At 45.8% G+C, this 23,215-nt stretch carries 19 protein-coding genes; 10 read left to right on the top strand and 9 right to left on the bottom strand.

Annotated features, from left to right (window positions below; translation table 11 throughout):
• From ACMXYX_RS14595 to ACMXYX_RS14580, 4 genes are all read left to right on the top strand, one after another.
• The gene (locus ACMXYX_RS14595) at positions 1-654 is read left to right on the top strand and encodes a DUF1826 domain-containing protein (protein ID WP_415906183.1); all 654 of its coding nucleotides are present in this window, start codon (positions 1-3) and stop codon (positions 652-654) included.
• A gap of 115 nt (positions 655-769) precedes the next feature.
• Positions 770-1,906: a hypothetical protein gene (locus ACMXYX_RS14590; RefSeq protein WP_415896950.1), complete on the top strand. Its 1,137-nt coding sequence runs from the start codon at positions 770-772 to the stop codon at positions 1,904-1,906.
• Positions 1,887-2,786 carry a metal ABC transporter substrate-binding protein gene (locus tag ACMXYX_RS14585; protein ID WP_415896949.1) on the top strand — a complete coding sequence of 300 codons (900 nt, stop codon included), beginning with the start codon at positions 1,887-1,889 and terminating at the stop codon, positions 2,784-2,786. Before ACMXYX_RS14590 ends, ACMXYX_RS14585 begins: the two co-directional genes overlap by 20 nt.
• Positions 2,786-3,556: a metal ABC transporter permease gene (locus ACMXYX_RS14580; protein ID WP_415906182.1), complete on the top strand. Its 771-nt coding sequence runs from the start codon at positions 2,786-2,788 to the stop codon at positions 3,554-3,556. The genes ACMXYX_RS14585 and ACMXYX_RS14580 overlap by 1 nt, the downstream gene beginning before the upstream one ends.
• Before the next feature lie 49 nt (positions 3,557-3,605).
• Here the strand turns inward: ACMXYX_RS14580 and ACMXYX_RS14575 are convergent, their stop codons facing one another.
• The 5 genes from ACMXYX_RS14575 to ACMXYX_RS14555 form a co-directional block, all read right to left on the bottom strand.
• Positions 3,606-5,024, bottom strand: a complete 1,419-nt coding sequence (locus tag ACMXYX_RS14575; protein WP_415906181.1) for a PepSY domain-containing protein — start codon at positions 5,022-5,024, stop codon at positions 3,606-3,608.
• 11 nt (positions 5,025-5,035) lie between these two features.
• On the bottom strand, positions 5,036-7,138 hold the full coding sequence (locus tag ACMXYX_RS14570; RefSeq protein WP_415906180.1) for a TonB-dependent receptor: 2,103 nt from the start codon (positions 7,136-7,138) through the stop codon (positions 5,036-5,038).
• A gap of 164 nt (positions 7,139-7,302) precedes the next feature.
• Positions 7,303-7,968, bottom strand: coding sequence for a YkgJ family cysteine cluster protein (locus ACMXYX_RS14565; RefSeq protein ID WP_415906179.1), 666 nt, complete (start codon positions 7,966-7,968; stop codon positions 7,303-7,305).
• 83 nt (positions 7,969-8,051) lie between these two features.
• Complete coding sequence (locus ACMXYX_RS14560) at positions 8,052-8,819, bottom strand: alpha/beta fold hydrolase (protein WP_415906178.1); 768 nt, start codon at positions 8,817-8,819, stop codon at positions 8,052-8,054.
• A gap of 14 nt (positions 8,820-8,833) precedes the next feature.
• Positions 8,834-9,439 carry a TetR/AcrR family transcriptional regulator gene (locus tag ACMXYX_RS14555; RefSeq protein ID WP_415906177.1) on the bottom strand — a complete coding sequence of 202 codons (606 nt, stop codon included), beginning with the start codon at positions 9,437-9,439 and terminating at the stop codon, positions 8,834-8,836.
• A 122-nt stretch (positions 9,440-9,561) separates the two neighbouring features.
• Between ACMXYX_RS14555 and ACMXYX_RS14550 the strand changes: the two genes are divergently transcribed.
• The 3 genes from ACMXYX_RS14550 to ACMXYX_RS14540 all read left to right on the top strand — a co-directional run bounded on the left by ACMXYX_RS14550 (position 9,562) and on the right by ACMXYX_RS14540 (position 13,800).
• On the top strand, positions 9,562-10,407 hold the full coding sequence (locus tag ACMXYX_RS14550; protein WP_415906176.1) for a crotonase/enoyl-CoA hydratase family protein: 846 nt from the start codon (positions 9,562-9,564) through the stop codon (positions 10,405-10,407).
• A 58-nt stretch (positions 10,408-10,465) separates the two neighbouring features.
• On the top strand, positions 10,466-12,490 hold the full coding sequence (locus tag ACMXYX_RS14545) for an FAD-dependent oxidoreductase (protein WP_415906175.1): 2,025 nt from the start codon (positions 10,466-10,468) through the stop codon (positions 12,488-12,490).
• 206 nt (positions 12,491-12,696) lie between these two features.
• A complete protein-coding gene (locus ACMXYX_RS14540; RefSeq protein WP_415906174.1) occupies positions 12,697-13,800 on the top strand; it encodes a diguanylate cyclase in 1,104 nt (367 codons plus the stop codon).
• Positions 13,801-13,856: 56 nt separating this feature from the next.
• Here ACMXYX_RS14540 and ACMXYX_RS14535 read toward each other — a convergent pair whose 3' ends face one another.
• The 4 genes from ACMXYX_RS14535 to ACMXYX_RS14520 all read right to left on the bottom strand — a co-directional run bounded on the left by ACMXYX_RS14535 (position 13,857) and on the right by ACMXYX_RS14520 (position 18,085).
• Positions 13,857-14,402, bottom strand: a complete 546-nt coding sequence (locus tag ACMXYX_RS14535) for a hypothetical protein (RefSeq protein ID WP_415906173.1) — start codon at positions 14,400-14,402, stop codon at positions 13,857-13,859.
• 149 nt (positions 14,403-14,551) lie between these two features.
• Positions 14,552-15,148, bottom strand: a complete 597-nt coding sequence (locus ACMXYX_RS14530; protein ID WP_415882366.1) for a membrane integrity-associated transporter subunit PqiC — start codon at positions 15,146-15,148, stop codon at positions 14,552-14,554.
• Positions 15,141-16,787, bottom strand: a complete 1,647-nt coding sequence (gene pqiB, locus ACMXYX_RS14525; RefSeq protein ID WP_415906172.1) for an intermembrane transport protein PqiB — start codon at positions 16,785-16,787, stop codon at positions 15,141-15,143. Before pqiB ends, ACMXYX_RS14530 begins: the two co-directional genes overlap by 8 nt.
• Positions 16,788-16,789: 2 nt before the next feature.
• Positions 16,790-18,085 (bottom strand): PqiA/YebS family transporter subunit, encoded by a 1,296-nt coding sequence (locus tag ACMXYX_RS14520; protein WP_415906171.1) that lies wholly within the window; start codon positions 18,083-18,085, stop codon positions 16,790-16,792.
• A gap of 169 nt (positions 18,086-18,254) precedes the next feature.
• Between ACMXYX_RS14520 and ACMXYX_RS14515 the strand changes: the two genes are divergently transcribed.
• The 3 genes from ACMXYX_RS14515 (at position 18,255) to ACMXYX_RS14505 (ending at position 23,177) form a co-directional block, all read left to right on the top strand.
• Positions 18,255-19,733, top strand: coding sequence for a glutamate-cysteine ligase family protein (locus ACMXYX_RS14515; RefSeq protein WP_415906170.1), 1,479 nt, complete (start codon positions 18,255-18,257; stop codon positions 19,731-19,733).
• 37 nt (positions 19,734-19,770) lie between these two features.
• Positions 19,771-20,799: a succinylglutamate desuccinylase/aspartoacylase family protein gene (locus ACMXYX_RS14510; protein WP_415906169.1), complete on the top strand. Its 1,029-nt coding sequence runs from the start codon at positions 19,771-19,773 to the stop codon at positions 20,797-20,799.
• A gap of 194 nt (positions 20,800-20,993) precedes the next feature.
• Positions 20,994-23,177, top strand: coding sequence for a putative bifunctional diguanylate cyclase/phosphodiesterase (locus ACMXYX_RS14505; RefSeq protein WP_415906168.1), 2,184 nt, complete (start codon positions 20,994-20,996; stop codon positions 23,175-23,177).
• Positions 23,178-23,215: the final 38 nt, after the last annotated feature.

The following is a 23,215-nucleotide window of genomic DNA, read 5'->3' as shown; positions in this document are numbered from 1 at the left end:
GTGGCGCAGGAAGCTCTAGAAATTGAATCTGAGATGAGATTTGTCCAAGGGGTTACTCCCGAGGTTCTAACTCAGATTTATGATCAAGATGTACACCTCTGTAATTTTCAACGGGACTTGGCGCTCGATGTGGCGGGCTATTGCGAAGCGTTGCTGCAAACCGAGCATCTAAATATCAGAGCTGTTATTCAAGCCGATGATCCTTCAGCAGTTTTAAATAATCTATTACCAGAGCACTCAGGTAAGCCTGAATTTATCGAAGATCTAGCTTTGATCATCGACATGTATGCTTGCTTGTTTGAGTTGGATGAAGTGGGTCTGCGCTTACAGGTTTTGGATCGCGCGATGTGCCCTCGCTTCCATACAGATAAGTTGGGTTGCCGTTTGGTAAGTACTTACGCTGGTCAAGGGACTGAGTGGTTGGAAGACCCTTTGTTAGATCGCTCGAAATTAGGTGCGGGTAATGGTGGTTTGTCTGACGACAAGTCAGGCCTATACGGTAGTGAAGAACTGATACATCAAGCGCAAGCAGGTGATGTGTTACTGCTCAAGGGGGACGGGTGGTATGGCTTGGATGGAAAGGGTGTTGTACATCGCTCCCCAATGGTTCCTTCTGGGCAAAGTCGATTAGTCGCTACTTTGGATTTTGCATAGTTCACAGCCTGAAATCGGGTTCTGAGCTGGTCGATCAATCTTCTAATTTAATTTGAAACATAACGAGCAGTTAGTTCTGTTTGTTATGATATATCATAATCTTTTGAGGTATAAAATGAAAAAACAAGCACTCGCTTTTGCTGTGGCGGCGCTATCTATGCAGGCTTCAGTGGGTCATGCGCTGGAAGTTGGTGTCATTTTAGATGTGTATCACAAATCCGATGATACGGCGTTGAATGGTCGTACTGAAGGTTTTGGTTTGAGTCACAGTGAGCTTAGCTTGAGCCAAGATATTGGTGATGTTGCTAAAGCGCAAATGACTTGGATCGCTGAGTGGAATGAAGAAGAGTCTGATCTTGAGCTGGAAGAGCTATACATCCAAAGCACTTCCCTACCAGGTATTAGTCTGACAGCGGGTCGTTTCTTGGCAGATATTGGTTATCTGAATGCTAACCATAGCCACTCTGATAGCTTCAGCGAACGTCCTCTAATGTACAAAGCGTTCCTTGGCGGTCACTACTACGATGACGGTGTATCTGCGAGCTGGATTGTCCCAACAGATCGTTACTGGCGTGTAAGCGCAGCTGCATTTGGCGGTGATGAACTGGGTGAAGAAAAATCAGTTAATACGATCGGTACATGGACGCTTTCTACTGAGTTTGGTGATGACTTCGGTAACAACTCAAGCTGGCAGGCAGGTGTAAGTTACATGCGTAACCGTACTCAGGAAGCTGGACACCACGAAGAGGAAGAAGATCACGACCACGATCATGAAGAAGAGCATGATCACGATCACGAAGGCCACGCTCATTCCCATGGTGCAGAGTACCAAGGTGAGCACCTTTACATCGCTGATCTAGTTTGGAAATGGTCCCCTAACGGTAACAACCGTCAGGAACAGCTAAAAATTGCGGCTGAATATGCCTATGTAGATGATCTATATGGTGCAGAAGTAAACGACTTCAGTGGTTGGTACCTATCCGGTGTTTATCAGTTTGATGAGAATTGGGCGGCTGGTATCCGTCACGGCCAAGTGGATCTTGCACATGAGCATGAACACGATGGCGAACATGAGTGGGAAGATTCCGAGCTGAAAGAAACTGCAGTGATGGTTAGCTGGTCTCCAACGCATACTCAGAAAGTACGCCTTGAATACCGTCACCAAGATGCTGACAACATGGAAGGTGAAGACAACGCGATTACACTTCAATACCAAGTAGGATTTGGCGCGCATGCTGCACACAGCTTCTAAGCTAATTGCAGCGGTTGCGCTGTTAGCTGTTGTTACACCTGCGCAAGCACTTACGATTTTTGCCTGCGAGCCTGAGTGGGCGGCGTTAAGCCGTCAACTTGCGCCGGAGGCTAAAGTCTTTAGCGCGACTCATGTCTATCAGGACCCGCATTATATCGAGGCGAGACCTAGCCTGATTGCTAAGTTGGCGAGAGCTGATATCGCAATCTGTAGTGGTGCGAGCTTGGAAGAGGGGTGGATGCCTGCGCTACAAAAACGTGCGTCTAACCGCAAAGTGGCAGAAGGTGCCTTAGGTATGCTTTACCTGTCTGAACATGTAGAGACGATTGAAAAACACGAAAAGCAGTTTTTCAGTACTGAGCATGTTCATCCAGAAGGTAATCCGCATTTTCATCTGGACCCTGAGCGAGTTCAACAGCTAGCACCGGTTATCAGTAGTCGCTTACAGCAGATTGACCCTGATAACAAAGCAGCGTACCAACAGGCGTTGGAAGCTTGGCAAATGCATTGGCAGGAAAATCTCGTTCGTTGGAAAGCCATGGCTGAGCCACTAAAAGGTATGCCTGTCGTTGTTCAGCATACGAGCTTTAGCTATTTACTGAATTGGGCTGATATTAAGGTTGTTGCAGACCTAGAGCCTAACCCGGGTGTGCCGCCAACGATGTCACATCTGCAATCGTTGGTATCTACTGTCGAACAGCAGCGTCCGCAGTTTGTGATCAGCAACTGGTACCAGAACGATAAAGGTGCGCGTTGGTTATCTGAGCAAACGGGTATGGCGCATGCGAATTTGCCGGCGACAGTAGATCTTAAAGGCGAAGTGTCTGATCTAACTAACTTGTTTGATCATCTGTTTCAGCAATTAACGGTGCAGAAGTAATGCAAGCACTGAGTATAGGTTTGCCTGCGTTGGTGGCTGGCTTGCTGATTTTGGCAAGCCATGTTCCTTTGGGGCGACAGGTTTTAAAGCGAGGGATTGTTTTTATCGACCTTGCCATTGCGCAGTTAGCCGCACTTGGCACTGTCTTAGCCACGCAGTGGCACTTTCATGATGTCGATCATGATCATGGAGCTCTAATATCAACATTGATGGCAGTACTTTTTTCCCTTCTGGGTGTTGCATTGGTGGCTTGGATCAACCGAAATCTGCCAGACTGGCGTGAGGCTTTTATCGGTTTGATCTATGTGGCTTCCGCATCATTGTTGGTGTTGGTGGTAGCAGGCCAGCCCCAAGGAGGTCAGGCATTAACGCGTACGTTAAGCGGTGATGTTCTCTGGCTTACTTGGGCTGATCTGGTGCCTCTCGGTGTGATGGCTATCGTTATCCAGCTGCTGGCTTTATTTAGACCTCAGAGTTTAGAGCGATTTTTCTACATCGCTTTTGCTGTAACGATCACATTGTCGGTTATGAAAGCGGGCATCTATCTGGTATTTGCTTGCTTAATTGCTCCGGCGCTTGCAGCACAAGTAAGAGGTAAATCTGTCGGCTGGGCTTACTTTGTTGGTGTAGTTGGCTTTGTGGTGGGTTTGTTGTTGGCTTGGTCGTTTGACCTTCCTGCGGCGGCTACCATCGTTTTATCGCTGATCCTTACCCTGACTTTGGCGTTGGTCATACAGGTTCAGTTTCAAAAAGATAAAGTTTCAGCGTAATAAAAAAACGGGCCTTAAAGGCCCGTTTTTATTTTCTGATGGAACTTAGTTAAGCCACTTCCGTGCAACGACTGCGCTGCTTATTAGCTTGCTTTCGTTTACGGCGAGCTTTTAGCCACGTGTAAAAGCCTAACAGTGATGTGCCAGAAATTGCCAAAATAAACAGGCTTATAATCCCATCTCTGCCATCGCGTCCTAGGCCATCGGCAAAGTGCCATTTATGTAGATAGCTAAATATCCAGCTATATACTTTATCTGCGTTATCTACTTTGACAGATAGCACTGCATCTCGAGTATCCACGTAATAAGTTTTATCGGCATAATCTATAGCGACAACCGGCAGACGTTTATCAATAAACCCATAGTTATGGTCTTCTTTAAAGCTATTAATTAGGCGCTGATCTATAACTTCTGGCTGCTGCCCTTGGGTGTTAGATACGAGTTGTTTGGCGAAGTCGAACGGTCCTTCGGGTAGTTGTTCACCTGATTGTGCATCTAACCACAGACTGGGCTGTCTCGGTTGCTGAAGTTGCCATACAGCGCGCTCTTTAAGCTCATGAAGTTGTGCATTACTGCTGTTAGGGTATTGAGCTTTTATTTGAGCTAAGCCAAAACTAATGTCTGAAAGCGCGAGTGATTGATTGAGCGGTACGCCTCGAATTTCGGGCTCTAGTTTCTCTATAGTTCTAACCATGCCACTGAATACAAACATTAAGAGAGCAGCGGAAATCCCCACACCTGTCCAAGCATGGATCTTCTTTAGTTGAGCATTTTTACGCTGTTTTAGTGGTAAGACTGCAAACAGGTAGAGACCACTGATACCGATAAAGCTTGAGATCAACATCATGCTGATGAACAGGGCGGTTCTAAGTGGGTTTTCCTGATCGATAAAGACCCATACATGTAAAAAGTGGAACAAGGTCATAAACAAACGACGAGAATCATCCGTCATTGTCGCAAGTCGGTCCTGACGTATATCCACAAATACACTTAAGTTATCATCGCGTTCGAACGTCACTTCCCATACAGGTAACAATCTGTTGATTGCTGGGTATTGGTGACTAAATTCCGAAATCAGTCTGATCTGTTTTATTCCAGCAGTATTGTCTCCACTGTAATGGCGCGCTAACTGTTCTGCGTAGGCTAATTCTATCTCCTGAACTGGTTTCGCATTTAGGGTTAAAAACTGTGATGGCTCAGAACGGTTTTCCCAACTCTGGATATACCAGTTTTGATCAATCTGAACGGGGCGGAGCCCTGCAACTGTAGTCAGTTGAGACTCATCGATTAAAGTTTCAATGCTGGGTAGATTGTCTGGCCATTGCGGTTGTGGATAAAAATGTTGCGCCGTCTCCGGAGCTGTTAAACGCATTACCGGATGAAGCAGGCCGCTTAACCCAAATAGTAGCAGGGGCACGAGCACCAGCAGCGCAAGCCGCCGGTGCCAAAGGTAAAGTTTTGCTTTCATATCAGTGAGCTCTACCAGTTATATTTCAGGCCGGCTTTCAGGGTACGGCCTGCACCAGGGTAGAAGCTCTCGCTGCCCCAGCTAAATTCAGTTTGGTAGTTGTATTGGCGATCAAATAGGTTATCCACACGCCCAAATAGCATCAGCTCTGGTGTTAGTTCGTACTGACCTTTCAGGTTGAACAGGGTGTAGCTAGGTGCTTTTAGGGAGTTAGCATCGTCTTTCCAATAGGAGCCAATATGGTCGGCTTGTAGTTGAGTTACTAAGCCCGGAACAGATACTGGAGTCCAGTTAACAGTTACGCCGACCTTATTACGTGGAGCGCGCATGATCTCGTTGCCAGAGTAGTCAGTACCATCATTTACATAGTCGATAAACTCATGCTTGGAGTGGCTAAGTGCAAGCTTGGTGGACCAAGAGGGCGAGAAAACATATCCAAGTTCAAGTTCTATGCCTTGATGTCGAGTTTCGCCGGCATTGGTTCGGTAGGAATCTCCGTTGTTGTCATCCGCTGATACGATGGCATCGTCGATCGTCATACGATAGATCGAAGCTGAAAGAGATAGATTCTCGCGTTGTAAGCGGTAGCCTAGCTCGACGGTTGTTGATGTTTCCTCTTTAACACCACCAACAAGGGAAGCACTATCACCACTCTTGAGGTTATACATTGTAGAAGCGGTTGGTAGGCGGTTAGCTTGGGCAACGCGGCCATAGAAACCGCTGTTATCATTCAGTGCGTAGTGGAAGCCTAGCTTTGGATTCAGGCTGGTAAATTTATCTTTACGGTCAGCTAGTTGGCGGTTACCGAAACCATCGTCATCGGTTTCGGCTAAGTGGTTGTCTAATTCGTACTGGTTATAGTCGTAACGTAAACCCGCTTGTACCGTCAGAGCATCACCCAGCATTAAGTTATGTTGGATGTATGGAGAGACATTTTTATAGGTAATATCCTGATCGCGGTATTCAAAGTCAGCAATGTAATTTGTAGTACCACTCCAGCTGGTTACCGTCACATCAATAGGTTGGTAGCTGTAAGTTTCAGACTCAGAGTGTTCCAGATCCACACCAAAGATCGTTTCGTTGCCATTGTCGTGAGCCCAGTTACCTTTAGCGAGTAAACCGAAACTAGTTACATTGCTGTCAGTTTTAGGCGTATAGGAGCGCCACGTCGCAATGTAATCATTCGAGTTATAGCGAGCGTAAGGGATAAAACTCAGCGTTAATTGGTCATTTAGAGCATGTGTTAACTCGAAGCTCAGGCGAGCAAAATCACTGTCTCGTTCAGGATTAATCGCTTTAACAGCATCGCTCAAACCGGATTGAGTTCGGTTTTTGGCAAGTTCCGCTGCATCAAGGGAAGACGCCATCTCATCGGTCATCGTCGAGACTTGGAACTGTGTTTTTAGCTCAGTATCTTCATCGATCTCCCAAATGTGCTTTGCTAAAACCTCTTGGCGGTCACGGGCAGTATGGTCGCGCCAGCCGTTATCTTGGAAAGCTGATGCTGAGATCAGGAAGGCTTGGTCTTCAGCAATTTTGTCGCTGTGTTGTACTTTTATCTGTGCGTAATCATCTTCACCTGCGAGTACGCTTACATGGCCTTTAGGTGCGAAGGTTGGTTCTGCACTTAATACGTTGATCGTTGCTGAGACTGCACCCGAGCCGTACAGAGTGGTACCGGCACCTTTAAGTACTTCGATCTGATCTGCACTGGTATTGAAGCTCGACCAACGTAGACCGTTATGGTTGAAGAATGCGCTGGATTGCAGAGGGATGCTGTCTTGCAGGAACAAGTAATAGCCATCGTAATTTAATGGCATACGGATACCGGTGTTATGTGATGAACTGCCAGATAGCTGGTTAATCGTCACACCCGCCATCATTCGAGTGCTGTCTTGAATATGCGAACCCTGATCCAGTTGCAATTGTTTGTTATCAACTGTGCTCACGCTGACAGGTAGTGAGTTACTCTCTTCATCTACACGGCTTGCAGTCACAACCATGGTGGAAGCGACTTCATCTGCAGCAAACACCGTCTGCGGAATGCTAGCAGCAATGACTGCAGCCGCTAGAGTATTAAGGGGGAACTTGATAGAGAGTGATTGTGACTTCATAACCCTGTCCAAACGCTAAAAATTTTGGCGCATGGTAACGATGGCTAAGCGGCTTGAGAATGTGACCAATTGTCGCTGAGGCAATCTGTCGCAGGGCTAAAGTCTTGCTAGAGAAACTACGGTTATAGGCTTTTTCGCAAGTTAAAAGAGGCTTTTGAGAGCGTTTATTTTATTGACTGAAGTGCTTCTAAGAGGGCTGGAATAAACGGCAACTGCTGGTCAGAACCTGTCAGTTTTTTCTGTTTAGCTAGGAGTGCATCGGAAGCCGCTTGATAGATGCGTGATTGCACTGGATGTTGTTGTATATCGCGACCGTCGTGCACTGACTGTTCGCAAATATGAGCATCTGGCGAGCTAAACCAGCGACAAGAAAGTGGACGATGATGGTAGATAGAGCAAGCATTTTCTTTGTCTAAGAAAGGACAAGGGGCTCTGAATAAAGGCGCTTGTCGTGCAGTGATATTTTGCTTGAGTTTATTCGTTAGTTCTGCCAGTTCAGCAGGTGTTAGCGTGATTTTTAGATGGTGACTAATATCGCTGATGGTTTGCTGTGGTACTTGAATCGGGAAATGGCAACAATGATGGCAGCCTTTGCTGCACGCTATCTTAGAATTATCACCAAAGCTTTGGCGAAATGCTTGGCTGGCATCATTTACATACTGTAGGGTGACAGCAACCTCATCAGATGGATTATCTAAGTGCTCAATAGAGCTAAAAATCTGCTTACTTAGATTGCCAAAGAGCGCTTCATATTCAGCCGTTACTTGTTGCAGCTTCTGTGCAATATCAGTGACATCGGCAGTAGAGAAAAAAACATCTGTCTCTGGCATGAATAGGCTCTTTGCTGGGCGTTTAATCTATCAGCAGTATACCTTAACTTGGCTAAGTAACCTTAGCTTCTTTCAGGTTAAGTTTACCGAGCTAATAGGGGCCTTAGTAACTCGACAGTTTCATCGGGATGCTCAAATGGGAACAGATGACCGCCGTTAAAACCGACTAACTCCATATTGGGGAAATTGCGTTGCCACCACTTTTTATCCCCAGCACCAAATAGATCGCTTTGCTTGCCGTAGATAACAGTGCCCGGAACCTGCTTTAGCCACTTGGGTGCATTAAGTAGGACATTGCGGAATATATCGGCTTCAATCTCCGGAGAGATGCTAAGTTCGACGCCGCTATCAGTCTCAGTTAGACCATGAGTGATGTAGTCATCAAAGCATGCGGGATGAAATGTTTTGAAAAGCTTTTTCTGGCTGAAGTATTCTCGCGCCTGTTCACGACTATCAAATTTTGATCGACGTTTAGCAGCCCGCTGTGCCGGAGATACTTTATCTATCAACCCCATTTTTTTGATCAGCTTTATCAGGTAACGTTTGCGGCCGTTAAATAGTACGGGATCAAACAATATCACCTGTTTAAACAGCTCAGGTCTGAGTCCAGCGGCAATTAAGGTGACCACAGCGCCAGCAGAATGCCCCATACCGATGACAGGCGTAGCTTGGTTTTGCTCAATATCTGCAATCAACTCTTTGGCATAGTTGGTTAGATCACCATCTAATGGGTAGTCACCATGGCCCATTTTTTCGATATAGGTCACAGAGTGCTCTGGCAGCTGGTTAAACAGATATTGATAGCTACTACCTGGGAAACCATTGGCATGACTAAATTGGATGGTGGTCATAATTCTATGCCTACTCAGGGTTGATTGATCATCATACGGACCGTGTTTTTAGCGATATCGTTGATATCTTCACGATTGATATAGATTCCATCGTTAAACAATCGACATAGGCCATGGAGTGCGGCCCAGCTTGATTGAGCAATGCGTAAACTCGGTTGTTCAGGATCAAACAGGTTTTGTTGTTGCAGCTCTTTCACCCAATCCAGCCAAAGATGAAAACTGTTTTTGGAAATGGTTTGTAACTCAGATGTAGGCTCACCCGTTTTCCAAATTTCACGACCATACATGAGATCGTAAGTTTCTCGTTGTTCGTCAGCAAAGCGGATATAGGTGAGAACGTAATGCTCAAACAATTCGACTGTAGATAAATCTTTTTTGCATTCAGTCACCGACTTAACTAACTGATCTTGCTGGTGGAATCCTTGTGCAGCAATGGCACAAAGTAGCTCATTTTTGTCTTTGAAATGGTGATAAGGGGCTGTGCGAGACACACCGACTTTATCCGCCAGCTTGCGTATTGATAGGTTATCCACACCGCCTTCAGCGATCAGATCGGTCGCAGCTTTAAGCAGTGAATCTCTTAAATCACCGTGGTGATAGTTCTTCTTTGAATTCGTCATAGCTGAGGAATTTAGCAATCAATCTTGACAGTGTCAAAATTGGTGCGCTATCTTGTTTCTATCTTGACGGCGTCTAGTTTGGTTTCTAGATCATTTTTCATTCATAAAAATAAGAGCGATGTATGAGTTACCAGACCTTTTCATTACAGGTTGATCAGCAGATTGCGCACCTCCAGCTAAATCGTCCTGACGCTTGTAATGCCATGAATAAAGCTTTTTGGCAGGAGTTTCCAGAAGCATTAAGAGCACTGGATACTGAAGCTGAGGCGAGAGTCTTAGTTATCTCTTCCCAGGGGAAGCACTTTTCTGCAGGTATGGATCTAGAGATCTTTACTCAACCTGATCCGCAGATGTTTAACGGTGAAGCAGGTCGACGTGCCGAAGCGGTTCGTCGTTTGGTGATGCAGCTACAAACTTGTTTTAACTTGTTGGAAGAGATCCGTATGCCGGTGATCAGTGCTGTACAGGGTGGTTGTATTGGCGGCGCTTTAGATCTGGTTTGCGCCACAGATATGCGTTACTGCACCGCCGAGGCTTATTTTACTGTTAAAGAAACCGAATTAGGCATGACTGCAGATCTGGGTACATTGCAGCGTTTACCGCAATTAATACCTTCAGGCCTAGCGCGAGAGTTGGCTTATACCGCTCGTAAATTGAGCGCTGATGAGGCGTTAAAAGTAGGGCTTGTGAACCGTGTTTACCCGACTCAAGAGGCTATGCTTGATGATGTGATGGATATTGCCGCTCAGATCGCGTCGCAGTCGCCTTTAGCGGTAACGGGGTGTAAGCAGATGATCAACTATGCCCGGGACCATAGCGTTCAAGACAGCCTGAGTTATATGGCGACTTGGCAAGCAGGTATGTTTCAACCAGAAGATATGATGCAAACCTTCAGTGCCAAGATGTCTGGAAAGGCACCAGAATATAAGCCGCTACGAAAAATAGCGGCGCCGTTTAGCGGCAAATAATATAGATAAGAATAATAGATGGGCACTTTAGTTTGCCCTTATGACAAGAGAAAAGACCATGAGTACAACTCCTTATCCACATCTATTACAGCCACTGGATTTAGGCTTTACCACACTTAAAAACCGCGTGCTGATGGGATCAATGCACTTAGGTTTGGAAGAAGCACCAAATGGTTTTGAGCGTATGGCTGCTTTTTATGCAGAGCGTGCGCGCGGTGGTGTCGCTTTGATCGTGACCGGTGGTATTGGTCCGAACAAAGAGGGTGCAGTTCATGGTCATGCTGCGCAGTTGGCTACGGCAGAGGATGTGGATAACCATCGTTTGGTAACTGACGCGGTACATAAAGAAGACGGTAAAATCTGTATGCAGATCTTACATACAGGCCGTTATGCTTATAATCCGCAACCGGTTGCGCCTTCGGCTATTCAAGCACCGATCAATCCTTTCCCGCCTAAAGAGTTAAGTGAATCTGATATCGAAAACCAGATTCAGGATTTTGTGCGCTGTGCATCGCTTGCCAAAGAAGCCGGTTATGACGGCGTAGAGATCATGGGTTCAGAAGGGTATCTACTGAATCAGTTTATCGCCTGCAGAACTAATAAACGTGATGATGAGTGGGGCGGCGAGTACGAGCAACGTATCCGTTTTCCACTGGAAGTTGTTCGTCGTGTGCGTGAAGCCGTAGGTACAGATTTTATTATTATCTATCGCTTATCGATGTTGGATTTGGTGGAAGATGGCAGTAGCTATGAAGAGATCATCACTTTAGGTCAAGCGATCGAAGAAGCTGGTGCGACTATCATCAACACCGGTATTGGCTGGCATGAAGCGCGTATCCCAACCATCGCAACCAAGGTGCCGCGTGCTGCGTTTACTTGGGTAACAGCGAAAGTTCGTGAGGCGTTAAACGTACCGGTGATAACTTCAAACCGAATCAATATGCCGGATGTTGCTGAGGAAGTGCTGGCACGAGGCGACGCTGATATGGTCTCTATGGCACGTCCATTTTTAGCTGATCCAGAGTTTGTTGTTAAGGCCGAGCAGGATCGCGCAGATGAGATTAATACCTGCATTGGTTGTAACCAAGCGTGCTTAGATCATGTTTTTGTTGGCAAGTTGACCAGCTGTTTAGTTAACCCGCGTGCCTGTCATGAAACCGAACTCGTGATTACCCCTACAGAAAAGCCTAAAAAGCTGGCTGTGGTAGGTGCAGGCCCAGCAGGCTTAGCTTTTGCAACAACAGCTGCTAAGCGTGGACACCAAGTAACGTTGTTTGATGCCAGTTCTGAAGTCGGTGGGCAATTTAATATCGCCAAGCGTATTCCGGGTAAAGAGGAGTTTTATGAGACGCTTCGATACTTTGCTAAGCAGGTCGAGATTACTGGTGTTGAACTCAAACTTAATACACGTGTTGATTCGGCGATGCTGTCAGAAGGTGATTTCGATGAAGTCGTATTGGCGACAGGTATCTCGCCGCGTACACCTGAATTAGAAGGTGTCGAGCACGCTAAAGTACTCTCTTATCTCGATGTGATGAGCGGTGCTGAAGTTGGCCAAAAGGTAGCTGTGATCGGTGCCGGTGGCATTGGCTTTGATATTTCGGAATATCTGATCCATCAGGGTGAATCAACCAGCCAGAATATCTCTGCATTTATGCAGGAGTGGGGTGTGGATATGGACCTTAATGCCCGTGGTGGTATTAAGGGGATGAAGCCAAGTTTTGAACCTGCGGCCCGAGAGGTGTACCTGCTGCAGCGTAAAAAATCTAAGGTGGGTGCTGGCCTGGGTAAAACCACGGGTTGGATTCATCGAGCGGATCTGGCTAAAAAAGGTGTGCGCATGTTGAATAAGTGCGAATACCAGAAAATTGATGATGCTGGTTTGCACTTGCTAGTGGATGGTGAAACACAGTTGTTAGAGGTTGATAACGTCATTATTTGTGCAGGTCAGGAACCTTGTCGTGACTTAGCTGACCAGATTGGTAATAAACCAGTCCATTTGATAGGCGGTGCCGATGTGGCGTCAGAATTAGATGCGAAGCGTGCCATAAATCAGGGAACGCGGTTGGCTGCTGAACTTTGAAAATGAGCTCGTTACCGGCCAGAAGTGAAGCCGCTTCTGCAGACTTTATGGTCGGTTTTGAATTTACTTTATTGATGCTGGTCAAATACATTTTTGTTGCTGAGATTAAACTGAGGGTAGGATAGTAGTAAAAGGACTTTGACTGTATTGGACGTAAAGCAGTGAAAGGTTACAGAAGTTCCAATATTGGGCAGAAGTTCGGCTTGATGAGCGTATTGAGCTTAATCAGCATGCTGTTGCTCTTTTATCTTTTCTATAGCGCCTTCAGCGATACCTTCTATGAAGAGAAAAAGCAGGAGAGTCGAGACTTAACAACCTCTGCTGTTTCGATGATAGAAGGTTTCTATCAATTGAGTCAGAGCTCCGAGATGACGGAGCTTGAAGCTCAAAAGCTAGCTCTTTATGCGTTGGAATCCTCTCGTAGTTTTCATGATGGTTATTACTGGGTGAATGATAGTAATGCCAATATGGTGATGCACCCTGAAAGAGCTGATCTGATAGGGATCAATCTAGCAAAAGTTCAAGATGCTAATGGTATCTACCTGTTTTCTGAATTTGTTAAGGAAGCGCATAAAGGTGGTGGTTGGGTAGATTATTACTGGACTAAACCTGGTGTGGAGCGGGAAGTTTTTCACAAGGTTTCTTATGTTGCTCTGTTTGAGCCTTGGGATTGGGTAGTCGGTACAGGTGTCTACTTGGATGAAGTTGAGGCTAAGAACAACCGCTTATTTATCCAATCAATCGAACTAATTGTTGCTGCTTTCTTAGTGATGGCAATTGTCTCTATTATGTGGGCGAAACGGAGTACTCAGCTTATTCGAGATATGGCTATTAAAGATCCTTTAACAGGGATATATAGCCGCCGTTATTTGAACGAAACTAGCGCTAGTTTTATTAGCCAAGATCAGCGTAATCAAAACAACCATCTCTATGTTCTATTTTTGGATATAGACCGCTTTAAGCAGATTAATGACAGCTTTGGTCATCGTTTTGGCGACGAAGTTTTACATGAAGTAGGCAATGTTTTACTCGAATATACTCGCCCAGAAGATCTGTGTGTGCGATATGGTGGTGAGGAGTTTGTTATTCTGACTTTGGCCAATCGTCTAGAACCTGTACAGCATCTTGCCGAGCGGCTTCGTACTCATATAAATGGTATAAATTTAACTCATAATATTGATCTTACCGTGAGTGTAGGTATCGCGATGAGGGGCGATGAAGAGTCGATAATCTCTGTATTAAATCGTGCGGATCAATATCTTTATGAAGCTAAAGAGTCTGGGCGTGATTGTGTGATTTCAGAGCCTTAAAGGGGTTAAAAAAGGGAAGCTTAGAGCTTCCCTTTTTGATTACAGAAATTGATCTTTTAAGCCACTGTCTCAATCAACTGTGGGAATTCAGTACCTGGATCATTTGGAATCTGATCGGCTAGTCGAGCTTGAAGACGCTGCTGAAGTTCCAGATCTTGCTGTTCATTCGCATCTTGGGGTTCAGGCGAATTTGCAGCCGGCGCTGCTGAAAACTCAGGTTCTGCAGTGTCAGCTGGACGGTTACGCAGGCCTTCTTGCAGGTCTAGCGCAGACTGAATGTCGATGCCCCGGAAACTCTCAACATCTTCGCCGGTTTGTTCTGCTAAGAAATTTTCGATCTGTTGCTGTTGCGCTGCTTGGTCAATAGCAGGTTCGGCATTATTCGCACGGTTCGTTCGTGTTTCTAAGCCGTTATCAACATTTTGGACTTGGCTTGTTTGCGGCAAGTCTTGATTAAGTTGCACCTGACCACCCGGCTCAGTACCTAGCGGAGCATTCACGGCTAAACCGTTACCCGCTGATTGAGCAGTAGATTCTGGGCCCGCTCCTCTTGGGGAGATAAGCGATTGTGCAGTGCCTAAGGCTGAAATGTTGTTTTCCATAATGCTGACCAAATTTCTGTGTTCTTAAAACAAATACTCTTAAAGCAAACTACGTACAGAGTTAGTCATTATAGCTGAGAATTGGTTCCTGTGCTGTGAACCTTATTCATGATTTATGCCTATCATATTGAGCAATGTAACCTCGAGGATTATTGCTTCGCGATATATGGTTTTAAATAGCTCGCTTGTTGTTCGGCAAGATTTGATAACAAAGTCTGAAGTTCTGTGACTAACGCAGTATAACCGGGTTTTTCTAATGGTTGTTTTAGATTGAACCTATAGGTGCTGATTACCTGTTCACCTTGTTTAATTTGCCAATGTCCGCTGAGGACTGCTTCGCCGGTTTCGGTACCATGAAATTGATCGATTTGGGTTGCAATGCTGTAGTTCCAATCGTTATTACGGCCTAGAGAACCATCATCAACGCGGCTTGTTGGCAGGCGTTGATCCAATTTATTGTGTAATACGCGGGTAATCGCTTGATCGGGTTGTTCCGCCCAAAGGTGTTGATTGGCAATACGAATATGGTTTTCGCGAGTGAGCAGAGCAATCCCCGGTGTATTGATATATGGGGCTACTTTAACCGGCTGGATTCCGATGACTCGCTGATAGGTCTCTTTTATATAGCTCTGACTATCGCTGCTAAGAAGATAGTACTGACTTGGCGGAGTGCTGCTTTGGGATGCGCAACCGCCTAATCCACCTAATAGAATCAGGCAGCCCAAAATGTGGATAGTTTTATTCATTAGGTCGACCTCCTGGGATTGGGTCCGCGCTTTTCGGAGCATCAAAAATCAGCGCATTAGGTTTTTCATCTAGTGTTTTCAGTACAGGTTGAAGCTGTTTCAGTGTTTGTTGCAGCGTATCTAATGAACGGTTCATCTCTTGGTACAGTTTACTTTGTGGGGCGATGCCTTTTGCTGCCAATCGAACTTCTTTTAAGGTTGCTTTTAACTCTTCTGGTAGGGCTTGGGTGTTGTTATTACGCACCAACGCCTCGATCTCTTTCAATGTGCTATTCAGTTGTTTGATGGCTTTTTCAGAGGTATTCAGTGTTGAATCCAACTGAGAAATGAGAGGTTCAACTTGTAGTTGTTCGATTTTGCTGAGAACAGCGGTGAGTTTGTTCTCTAGTTGTGCAAAGCCACCTGACACGGATGGAATCACAGGGTAACCATCAAACTCGATAAGGTTCGCTGTTTGCTCTTCGGGGTAGAGGTCGAAATCGACAAATAGACTGCCCGTAATCAGATTGCCTGATTTGAGGCTAGCGCGCATACCTTGTTGTATCCAAAAACGCAGTTTTTCATGAGCGTTATTTAATACGTCTTCTTCATCGTCATAACCTAAACGTCCCGGCTCTAGACGAATAATTACCGGAATACGCGGGTCTGATTCACCGGTAATTTCAGCAATTTGGAATGGAATACGCTCAACCGTACCTATACGCACTCCGCGAAATTCAACCGGTGCACCGGGAACTAAGCCACGGACCGTTTGATCGAATAGCAGCAGGTATTCATTGTAAAAGGCATAAGGCTGCTCTTTGACGCTCTTAAAATCTGGGTAAAGTTGATAGCGATCACCATCAGTTGCTGCTTGGCCTTTGCTATCGCCATCAATCACATCAAATGTCACTCCACCTGCTAGAAGGGTATCCAATGTGCCGGTTTGCACATTCACGCCATCAGCGGATAGATTGAGGTTGATACCGCTCATATTCCAGAAACGACTATCTGTTGTTACGAGTTGATTATAAGGGGCTTGGATAAATAGATCGTATACGGCTTGCTTAGCTTGAGTGTCGAAGGTAAGTTGTTCGATACGGCCGACAGGGAAACCACGGTAGACCACCGTATCACCCACACTGAGCGAGTGAGCATTATCGCTGATCAGTTGAAGTCTTAAACCCGGCTCTGATGCAGAGGTGATAGGTGGCTCTTCTAAGCCTGTGTACTTAGTTGACTTCTGTTTCCCTTCACCGGGACTCATCTCTATATACGCGCCCGATAGCAATGTACCAAGGCCACTCACGCCACCAGTGCCTACACGGGGTCGTACTACCCAAAAGCGGGTATTGTTTAAAAGGAGTGCTTCAGCTTCGGGCTCGATTCGTGCTTTAACTAAAACGTTGCCATCGGCGTAATTGAGTTGGACTGATTCGACCTTGCCGACCTCAACACTTCTAACTTTAATCTTGGTTTTACCAGCTTCTATGCCATCAGCAGTAATGAAGGTAATACTGACCAATTGACCACGGTTAGCCCAGTCCTGGTAAATCATCCAACCGCCCAGAAGCAGAGCGATCAAGGGCAATATCCAGATGCTGGAAATTGAGCGTTTTGCGCTGATAACCGGTGTAGGGTCTGTTTTCGAAGTAGACATAATTAAGTTGCGTCGTCCATTAAGTCGGTCAGAGGTTCTTGTCCATGATTGATGGCGCGTATTTCTGTGTCGCTCAGGTTATCCCATATTAAGCGGGGGTCAAAGCTGATCGCCGATAACATAGTTAAAATCACCACGCTGGCGAAGGCGATGGTGGCAATGCCGGGTTGAATACTGACTAGCCCGCCTAGCTGTACCAGCGCTACTAAAACCGCGACGACAAAGACATCGATCATCGACCAGCGACCAATCAGTTCAGTGATGCGATACATCCACATCCGTTCAGTTAATTTGTGCTGATGTCCCGCTTGGACACTATAAGCCAACCAAAAGATCATTAGCATTTTAGCAATCGGAACCAAAACACTGGCGATAAAAACCACCAGTGCGATTGGGTAAGAACCATGCTGCCAGAGCAAAACCACACCGCCCATGATGGTGCTGGGATCTTCCGAGCCTAATAGAGTGGTATTCATGATCGGATAGATATTTGCCGGGAGATAAAGAATTACAGCAGTAATCAGGTATGCCCAGGTTTTCTGCATGCTGTAGGGGATGCGCGGATGCAGTTTACTTTCACATCGTCGGCAATTTTTTTCGTTCGCTGGGTGGAGCAGATCACAATGATGGCAACTGATCATGTCTTGCTTTAATGCACTGCCTTCTGAGACTTGTACTTTTGCGCGTTCAATTCCAGCGCAATGATCGAGTTGATGCCACAACTGCAATTTGTCGACGGAGGTGATTGTTGCGATCAGGCAGATCGCAAAGAGCACATAAGCCCAGAACGACATCCCTATGACTAAGTCAGCCATCCCCGCGATCTTAACCAGACTTACCAATACGCCGATAAGAAAAACTTCTGCCATGCCCCAAGGGTGCAGGGTAAACAGAAACCGCGTGACTTGATACATCCAGCGCCGACTGTGGTCCAGTTTTAACGGAATTAGAATAGCCAAATATGCACTTAGCAATAGAGCTGGAATCAAGATAATAAAGCAGAGTAGTAGTAAGGCGAGTATAGGAAAACCGAGTTGAAGTAGGTCAAACCCGCTCTGTGCTAGAGAGACTTCCTGTTCACGCCCTTGGGATTGAAAGGCTAAAAATGGAAATGGCAGGGACAGAAATAGAAAGATCAGTGCGCTAATGGCAAACGCTATAGCACGATCAATGCTGTTTGGTACTTTTGCCGTCAGTTGATGCCCGCAACGTCGGCAGTGTGCTTTTAACCCGGGTGAAAGATCAGGTATCTCCTGAATCAGGTCACAGCAGTGGCAGGCAACTTTTTCTACGGACATTGAAAATTATCAGCTCAATCTGATGGTTTCTTTGATTTTACCCTAAACGCTTTCATCTGCGAATTTCCTAATATCTGCATAAATTTGGCGCTAATCGGTTCAAATTGGTAGGAATGAGCAGAGCTAGCTAATCTTAAAGGGATTGAATGAACTTTTCCTGAAGGGGCGTATGGGACAAGAGATCAGTTCTCATAAATTTAGTGAGCGGGCTTATAGCCAATTCAGAACGCGTTTAATGGAAAACCTAGACGGGCTGAAGTCGATGTTGAATCGGCCCGGTTTTGGTTGTGGGCCTTCATCTATAGGTGCGGAGCTGGAGTTATATCTGGTAGATAGGCATGGGAGGCCGCTAAGTTTAAATCGCGAAGTGATTAATCGTAGTGGTCATAAGCAACTAGCGTTGGAGCTGAACCGCTTTAATCTCGAATACAACTTAAAGCCGGTTGCGGCTGCAGGCAAACCGTTCAGTCAGATGGAAAATGAGATGGTTAGTGCCATCGAATTGGTGAACCATCATTTATCTGCTGAACAGGGGCAAGCGTTACCTATAGGTATTCTGCCAACGTTAAAACGTAGTGATTTTGGCTTAAAGGCTCTCACAGATGAATCACGTTTTTACGCATTGACCCAAGCGCTACAAAAACTGCGGGGCAAAATGTTTTGTATCAAAATTGAGGGAGATCCTCCTATTTCTCTACGCTCTCGAGATGTTTCATTAGAGGGAGCCAATAGTTCCATGCAGGTTCATTTCCGAGTGAGCCCCGAGCGTTTTGCTTGCACCTTTAATGCCCTGCAATTAGTGACGCCGGTAGTGGTTGCTTTAGCGGCGAACTCTCCCTTTATGTTGGGGCACAAATTATGGCATGAGACACGTATCCCCTTGTTCAGACAGGCAATTGATGGGCGTTCCCATGAAGAGTGTGATCGAGGCATTCCTTCCCGTGTCGATTTTGGTAATGGTTGGGTTCGTGAGGGGGCGTATGAGCTATTTGCAGAGATGGTGCATCTACATGAGCCGATATTGCCGGTAATTGGTGACGAAAATACCTTAGATATTATCAATAAAGGGGATGTCGCTTCGCTACAAGAGTTGTGCCTTCATGCCGGTACGGTTTGGCCTTGGAATAGGCCAGTTTATGATCACAAACAGGGTGGGCATTTGCGGATTGAGCTTAGGGCTTTGCCCGCTGGGCCGACGCCTTGTGATATGGCCGCGAATGCAGCTTTTGCATTAGGAGTTGCCAAAGGGCTGCAGGAACAGATGGATGAAATTATCCCTGCAATGCCATTTAGCGTGCTGGTTAAAAACTTTTATTTGGCAGCTGAAAAAGGTCTGCAGGCGGAGCTGATGTGGCCAGTTTTAAGTCAGGCTGGTGGACTTAAAAAGTTAAGTGTTGCTGAGATTGTTCAGGAGTTGCTGCCCGTTGCTTATGCTGGATTAAATGCCTTAGAAATTGATCCACAAGAACGAGATCACTATCTAGCTGTGATCAAAGATCGTGTCGATACAGGCATCACAGGAGCCTATTGGCAACTGCGTGAATACCAGCGGTTATATAAAAAATTAAATCACAATCAAGCGCTTACTCAGATGGTGCAACGTTATATGACGTTGTCGGCCACGAATGAGCCAGTAGTGAGGTGGTAGCTATTGTGGAGGTGCTTTATATGGAAGGGCATAGGGTATGAGAACGCTGATAAATCCAACTTCTGAGCAACTATTGGAAAGCCCAGAAGCGTTCTTAAAAGAGATGGGCGAAGCGGTGATGATCTATGTCGAAGGGGAGCGGAGCGAGCGTACCCGTGGTTTAGTGACCCTATTGCATGGAAATGAACCCTCTGGCCTTAATGCGCTACACAAATGGTTAAAGCAGGAGCAAAGGCCGCTGTTTAATCTGCTCTGTTTTATACCCTCTGTTCCTGCTGCTATTTTGGAACCCATGTACAAAAACCGCGTATATCCTGGGCAGCGGGATATGAACCGTTGTTTCTTCCCTCCTTTTACGGATGCACCGGGGCAACTTGCTGAAGAGATCTTAGAGCTGTTTGAGGATTATCAACCTGAGTGCATCCTCGATATTCATAACACCTCAGGGCATAGCCCAGATTTTGGCGTAGTGACTTATGTGAGTGAAGCACATGAAGCACTCGTATCCCTTTTTAGTGAACGTCTAGTGGTAACCGATCTGCGCTTAGGCGCGTTGATGGAGCGAAGTACGCGTCGCTGTCCGGTAGCGACCATCGAGTGTGGGGGAGCTAAAGACCAAACGGCCAATCAGATCGCGTGGCAAGGTTTACAAAAATTTCTCTATCAAGAGGAGGTAATGCGGTTAGAGCACGGTCACCATTTAGATCTGTACCGCCAGCCAGTTCGTTTAGAGCTTCAGCCGGAAACAACGATCGCCTTTGCTGATAGTTATGTGATCGGGACCGACCTGACCGTACCTACGCAATTAGATCAATTTAACTTTGGAGCAGTAGAACGGGGTACTTTAATCGCTTGGTTGGGGGGCGGTACTTGCCAGCAAAACTTAAAAGTTCATGACGCTGAAGGGGCTGATGTTTTTTCTCGTTTCTTTGATATTAAGGGCAATCTACTTGTCACTGCACAGCCACTGAAGCTCTTTATGATTACCACTCGGCCAGATATCGCCCTCAGTGATTGCTTATTATATGCCGCAGCGGAAACTGAACATGAGGTCGTCGATACCTAACTAATTGAAAAGATTAAGCTTGATTACAATCTAAAATTGCGCGGGAAAATGAGAAAATCGATTTATAAACGGGCATTCTGATCTATTTATTATGCAGCGGTAAAGCTGTATAACTAAGGTCTTATAACATCTGCTGGATAGTCACTAAGCACTAAAACGTGATTAATTGATTGTATAGAGAGCTTGTATTACTCATGATGCACCGGATTTTAAAGTCGCTGACTCAAAAGCCTTTCGCGTTTTCTGCGATTGTCTTTGGTGTGGTGATGCTGGTGTCGGCTTTCTTTGTGAGTCATGAATTTGAGCGTATTCGCGAAAATATTAAACAGCAAGCATTTGTAAATCTTTTGACCTTAGGGGCTCGCTTGGAGGGTGAAGTCAATGCTCACCTTGTTGTATTAAGAGGGCTAAGAGCCGAGGTCGCGATCAATTCTGATATCAATCAAGGCGAATTCTCACGTCTTGTTGAGGAGTACCTCCAAACAAATCTAAGCATTCGGCATATCGCCTTGGCGCCCGGTTTAGTGGTCACCAATATCCATCCCTTTAAGGGTAATGAAGCCGCGTTAGGATTAGATTACCGAGAGCTTCCAGATCAACTACCAGCGGTTATGGAATCGATCAAACGCAATGAAATCATCCTTTCTGGCCCAGTAAACCTCGTCCAAGGAGGCACTGCTCTTATTGCTAGAGTGCCTGTTTTTATAGGTGAAGATCGAAATATGCTTTGGGGTATCGTCTCAGCTGTGATCGATGATGAAGACCTGTTACACAAAGCTGGGATAGATATTCGTCTTTGGGGCAATGAGATAGCCTTGAGAGGCAGTGATGGCTTAGGTGTCGATGGTGATGTGTTCTTTGGTAATAAAGAAACCTTCCACCCAGATGCAGTAACCGTTGATGTTATTCTACCATTGGGGCGCTGGCAGTTAGCTGCTTATCCACAAGGTGGATGGCAGGTTAAAAACAGACAAGTTCTGGGGTATTGGCTTATTAGCTTGTTGGTGAGCTTTGTAATGGCCATGGCTACTTACCTGATTGCTCTGAATTACCGTGAAAAGCTTCAAGCGATCGAAACCGCAACTTACCGTGCAAACTATGATGCGTTGACCGGCTTATCAAATCGTTACCATTTCGGCCAGCAGTTGCAGGCAATGATCTATGATCATCAACGTCATAATCACATGTTTGCGCTGTTCTTTATCGATCTTGATTACTTTAAAGAGGTTAATGATAACTGGGGGCATCACACCGGAGACGAACTTTTACGTTTGTTTGCAGGGCGCATGCGCAGCATTGTACGCAGTGATGATCTGCTCGCACGTCTAGCGGGTGATGAGTTCGTTATTATTCTGCGTGATATTGAATCGGCGACTCAGGCTGAATTGCTTGCCGAAAAACTTCAGATGGAGTTGGGTGAGCCTTATCTTATTGATGGCCAGTACCTCTCGGTTACACACAGTTTAGGTATTGCTATGTACCCTGAAGATGGACATAGCATGCAACAACTATTGCAGAATGCTGACCGTGCGATGTATGCAGCTAAACGTGCCGGTAAAAATAGAATTTTCTTCTTCAATGAAGCACTGAGTCAGGAAGTGAAGCATCATGTTCAGTTGCATAACGAAATACTGGCAGGCTTGCGTGAAGGGCAGTTTGAACTCTACCTTCAACCTATCGTTGCTTTGGATACCCAAGAAGTTGCCAAATGTGAGGCACTTGTACGCTGGATTCATCCTATTAGAGGTATAGTCTCCCCTGGAGATTTTATCCCAGTAGCAGAACAGACAGGCGCTATTCGCAGTCTCGGTGAATGGATCTTAGATGAGGCTTGTCATCTGTCTGATAAGTTCAAGCAGGCAGGTATCGATATGCAGATTTCGATTAACCGTTCTGTGGCGGAATTTTTCCCGAAAGATGCTGACGCCCGTTGGTTGCAGATTATTGATGGTCACGATGTGGATCACAGCAATCTGGTGTTTGAGATTACCGAGTCGCTGTTGATGGAAGGTGGTGATAGTCAGTTAGATAAGATCAAACGCTTGCGTGAGCAAGGTATCGCTTTCTCTATTGATGATTTTGGTACGGGATATTCGGCAATTAATTACCTACGTCACTATCCTGCGGATTACTTGAAGATTGATCGAAGCTTTGTGATTGATCTATTGGATGACGAACAAGATCGAACGCTGGTTGAAGTAATCATTAAAATGGGCCAAACCCTAGGTATCAAAGTGGTGGCTGAAGGTGTCGAAAATCAGCAACAACTTGATATGCTCCGCGAGTTTGGTTGTGACTACGTGCAAGGGTATTTCCTTGGGCGTCCAGTTCCCTTTGATCAATTCTTGGAATACCTTCCTAAAGAGATTCACTCTTAATTATTAAACCGAAAATCAATCTATAGCTTTGGGCTATC

This window comes from Neptuniibacter sp. QD72_48 (assembly GCF_047778065.1).
GTDB lineage: Bacteria > Pseudomonadota > Gammaproteobacteria > Pseudomonadales > Balneatricaceae > Neptuniibacter.
The sequence above is the reverse complement of the archived record's forward strand: the minus strand, read 5'-3'. Positions and strand labels throughout refer to the sequence as shown.

What these genes read in the sequence shown, in the direction of transcription:
- ACMXYX_RS14590 (WP_415896950.1), top strand. Translation starts at nt 770, where the DNA reads ATGAAAAAACAAGCACTCGCTTTTGCTGTGGCGGCGCTATCTATGCAG.
- ACMXYX_RS14510 (WP_415906169.1), top strand. Translation starts at nt 19,771, where the DNA reads ATGAGAACGCTGATAAATCCAACTTCTGAGCAACTATTGGAAAGCCCA.
- ACMXYX_RS14535 (WP_415906173.1), bottom strand. Translation starts at nt 14,402, where the DNA reads ATGGAAAACAACATTTCAGCCTTAGGCACTGCACAATCGCTTATCTCC.
- ACMXYX_RS14540 (WP_415906174.1), top strand. Translation starts at nt 12,697, where the DNA reads ATGAGCGTATTGAGCTTAATCAGCATGCTGTTGCTCTTTTATCTTTTC.
- ACMXYX_RS14555 (WP_415906177.1), bottom strand. Translation starts at nt 9,439, where the DNA reads ATGACGAATTCAAAGAAGAACTATCACCACGGTGATTTAAGAGATTCA.
- pqiB (WP_415906172.1), bottom strand. Translation starts at nt 16,787, where the DNA reads ATGTCTACTTCGAAAACAGACCCTACACCGGTTATCAGCGCAAAACGC.
- ACMXYX_RS14515 (WP_415906170.1), top strand. Translation starts at nt 18,255, where the DNA reads ATGGGACAAGAGATCAGTTCTCATAAATTTAGTGAGCGGGCTTATAGC.
- ACMXYX_RS14575 (WP_415906181.1), bottom strand. Translation starts at nt 5,024, where the DNA reads ATGAAAGCAAAACTTTACCTTTGGCACCGGCGGCTTGCGCTGCTGGTG.
- ACMXYX_RS14570 (WP_415906180.1), bottom strand. Translation starts at nt 7,138, where the DNA reads ATGAAGTCACAATCACTCTCTATCAAGTTCCCCCTTAATACTCTAGCG.
- ACMXYX_RS14585 (WP_415896949.1), top strand. Translation starts at nt 1,887, where the DNA reads ATGCTGCACACAGCTTCTAAGCTAATTGCAGCGGTTGCGCTGTTAGCT.
- ACMXYX_RS14550 (WP_415906176.1), top strand. Translation starts at nt 9,562, where the DNA reads ATGAGTTACCAGACCTTTTCATTACAGGTTGATCAGCAGATTGCGCAC.
- ACMXYX_RS14505 (WP_415906168.1), top strand. Translation starts at nt 20,994, where the DNA reads ATGATGCACCGGATTTTAAAGTCGCTGACTCAAAAGCCTTTCGCGTTT.
- ACMXYX_RS14565 (WP_415906179.1), bottom strand. Translation starts at nt 7,968, where the DNA reads ATGCCAGAGACAGATGTTTTTTTCTCTACTGCCGATGTCACTGATATT.
- ACMXYX_RS14530 (WP_415882366.1), bottom strand. Translation starts at nt 15,148, where the DNA reads ATGAATAAAACTATCCACATTTTGGGCTGCCTGATTCTATTAGGTGGA.
- ACMXYX_RS14560 (WP_415906178.1), bottom strand. Translation starts at nt 8,819, where the DNA reads ATGACCACCATCCAATTTAGTCATGCCAATGGTTTCCCAGGTAGTAGC.
- ACMXYX_RS14580 (WP_415906182.1), top strand. Translation starts at nt 2,786, where the DNA reads ATGCAAGCACTGAGTATAGGTTTGCCTGCGTTGGTGGCTGGCTTGCTG.
- ACMXYX_RS14520 (WP_415906171.1), bottom strand. Translation starts at nt 18,085, where the DNA reads ATGTCCGTAGAAAAAGTTGCCTGCCACTGCTGTGACCTGATTCAGGAG.
- ACMXYX_RS14545 (WP_415906175.1), top strand. Translation starts at nt 10,466, where the DNA reads ATGAGTACAACTCCTTATCCACATCTATTACAGCCACTGGATTTAGGC.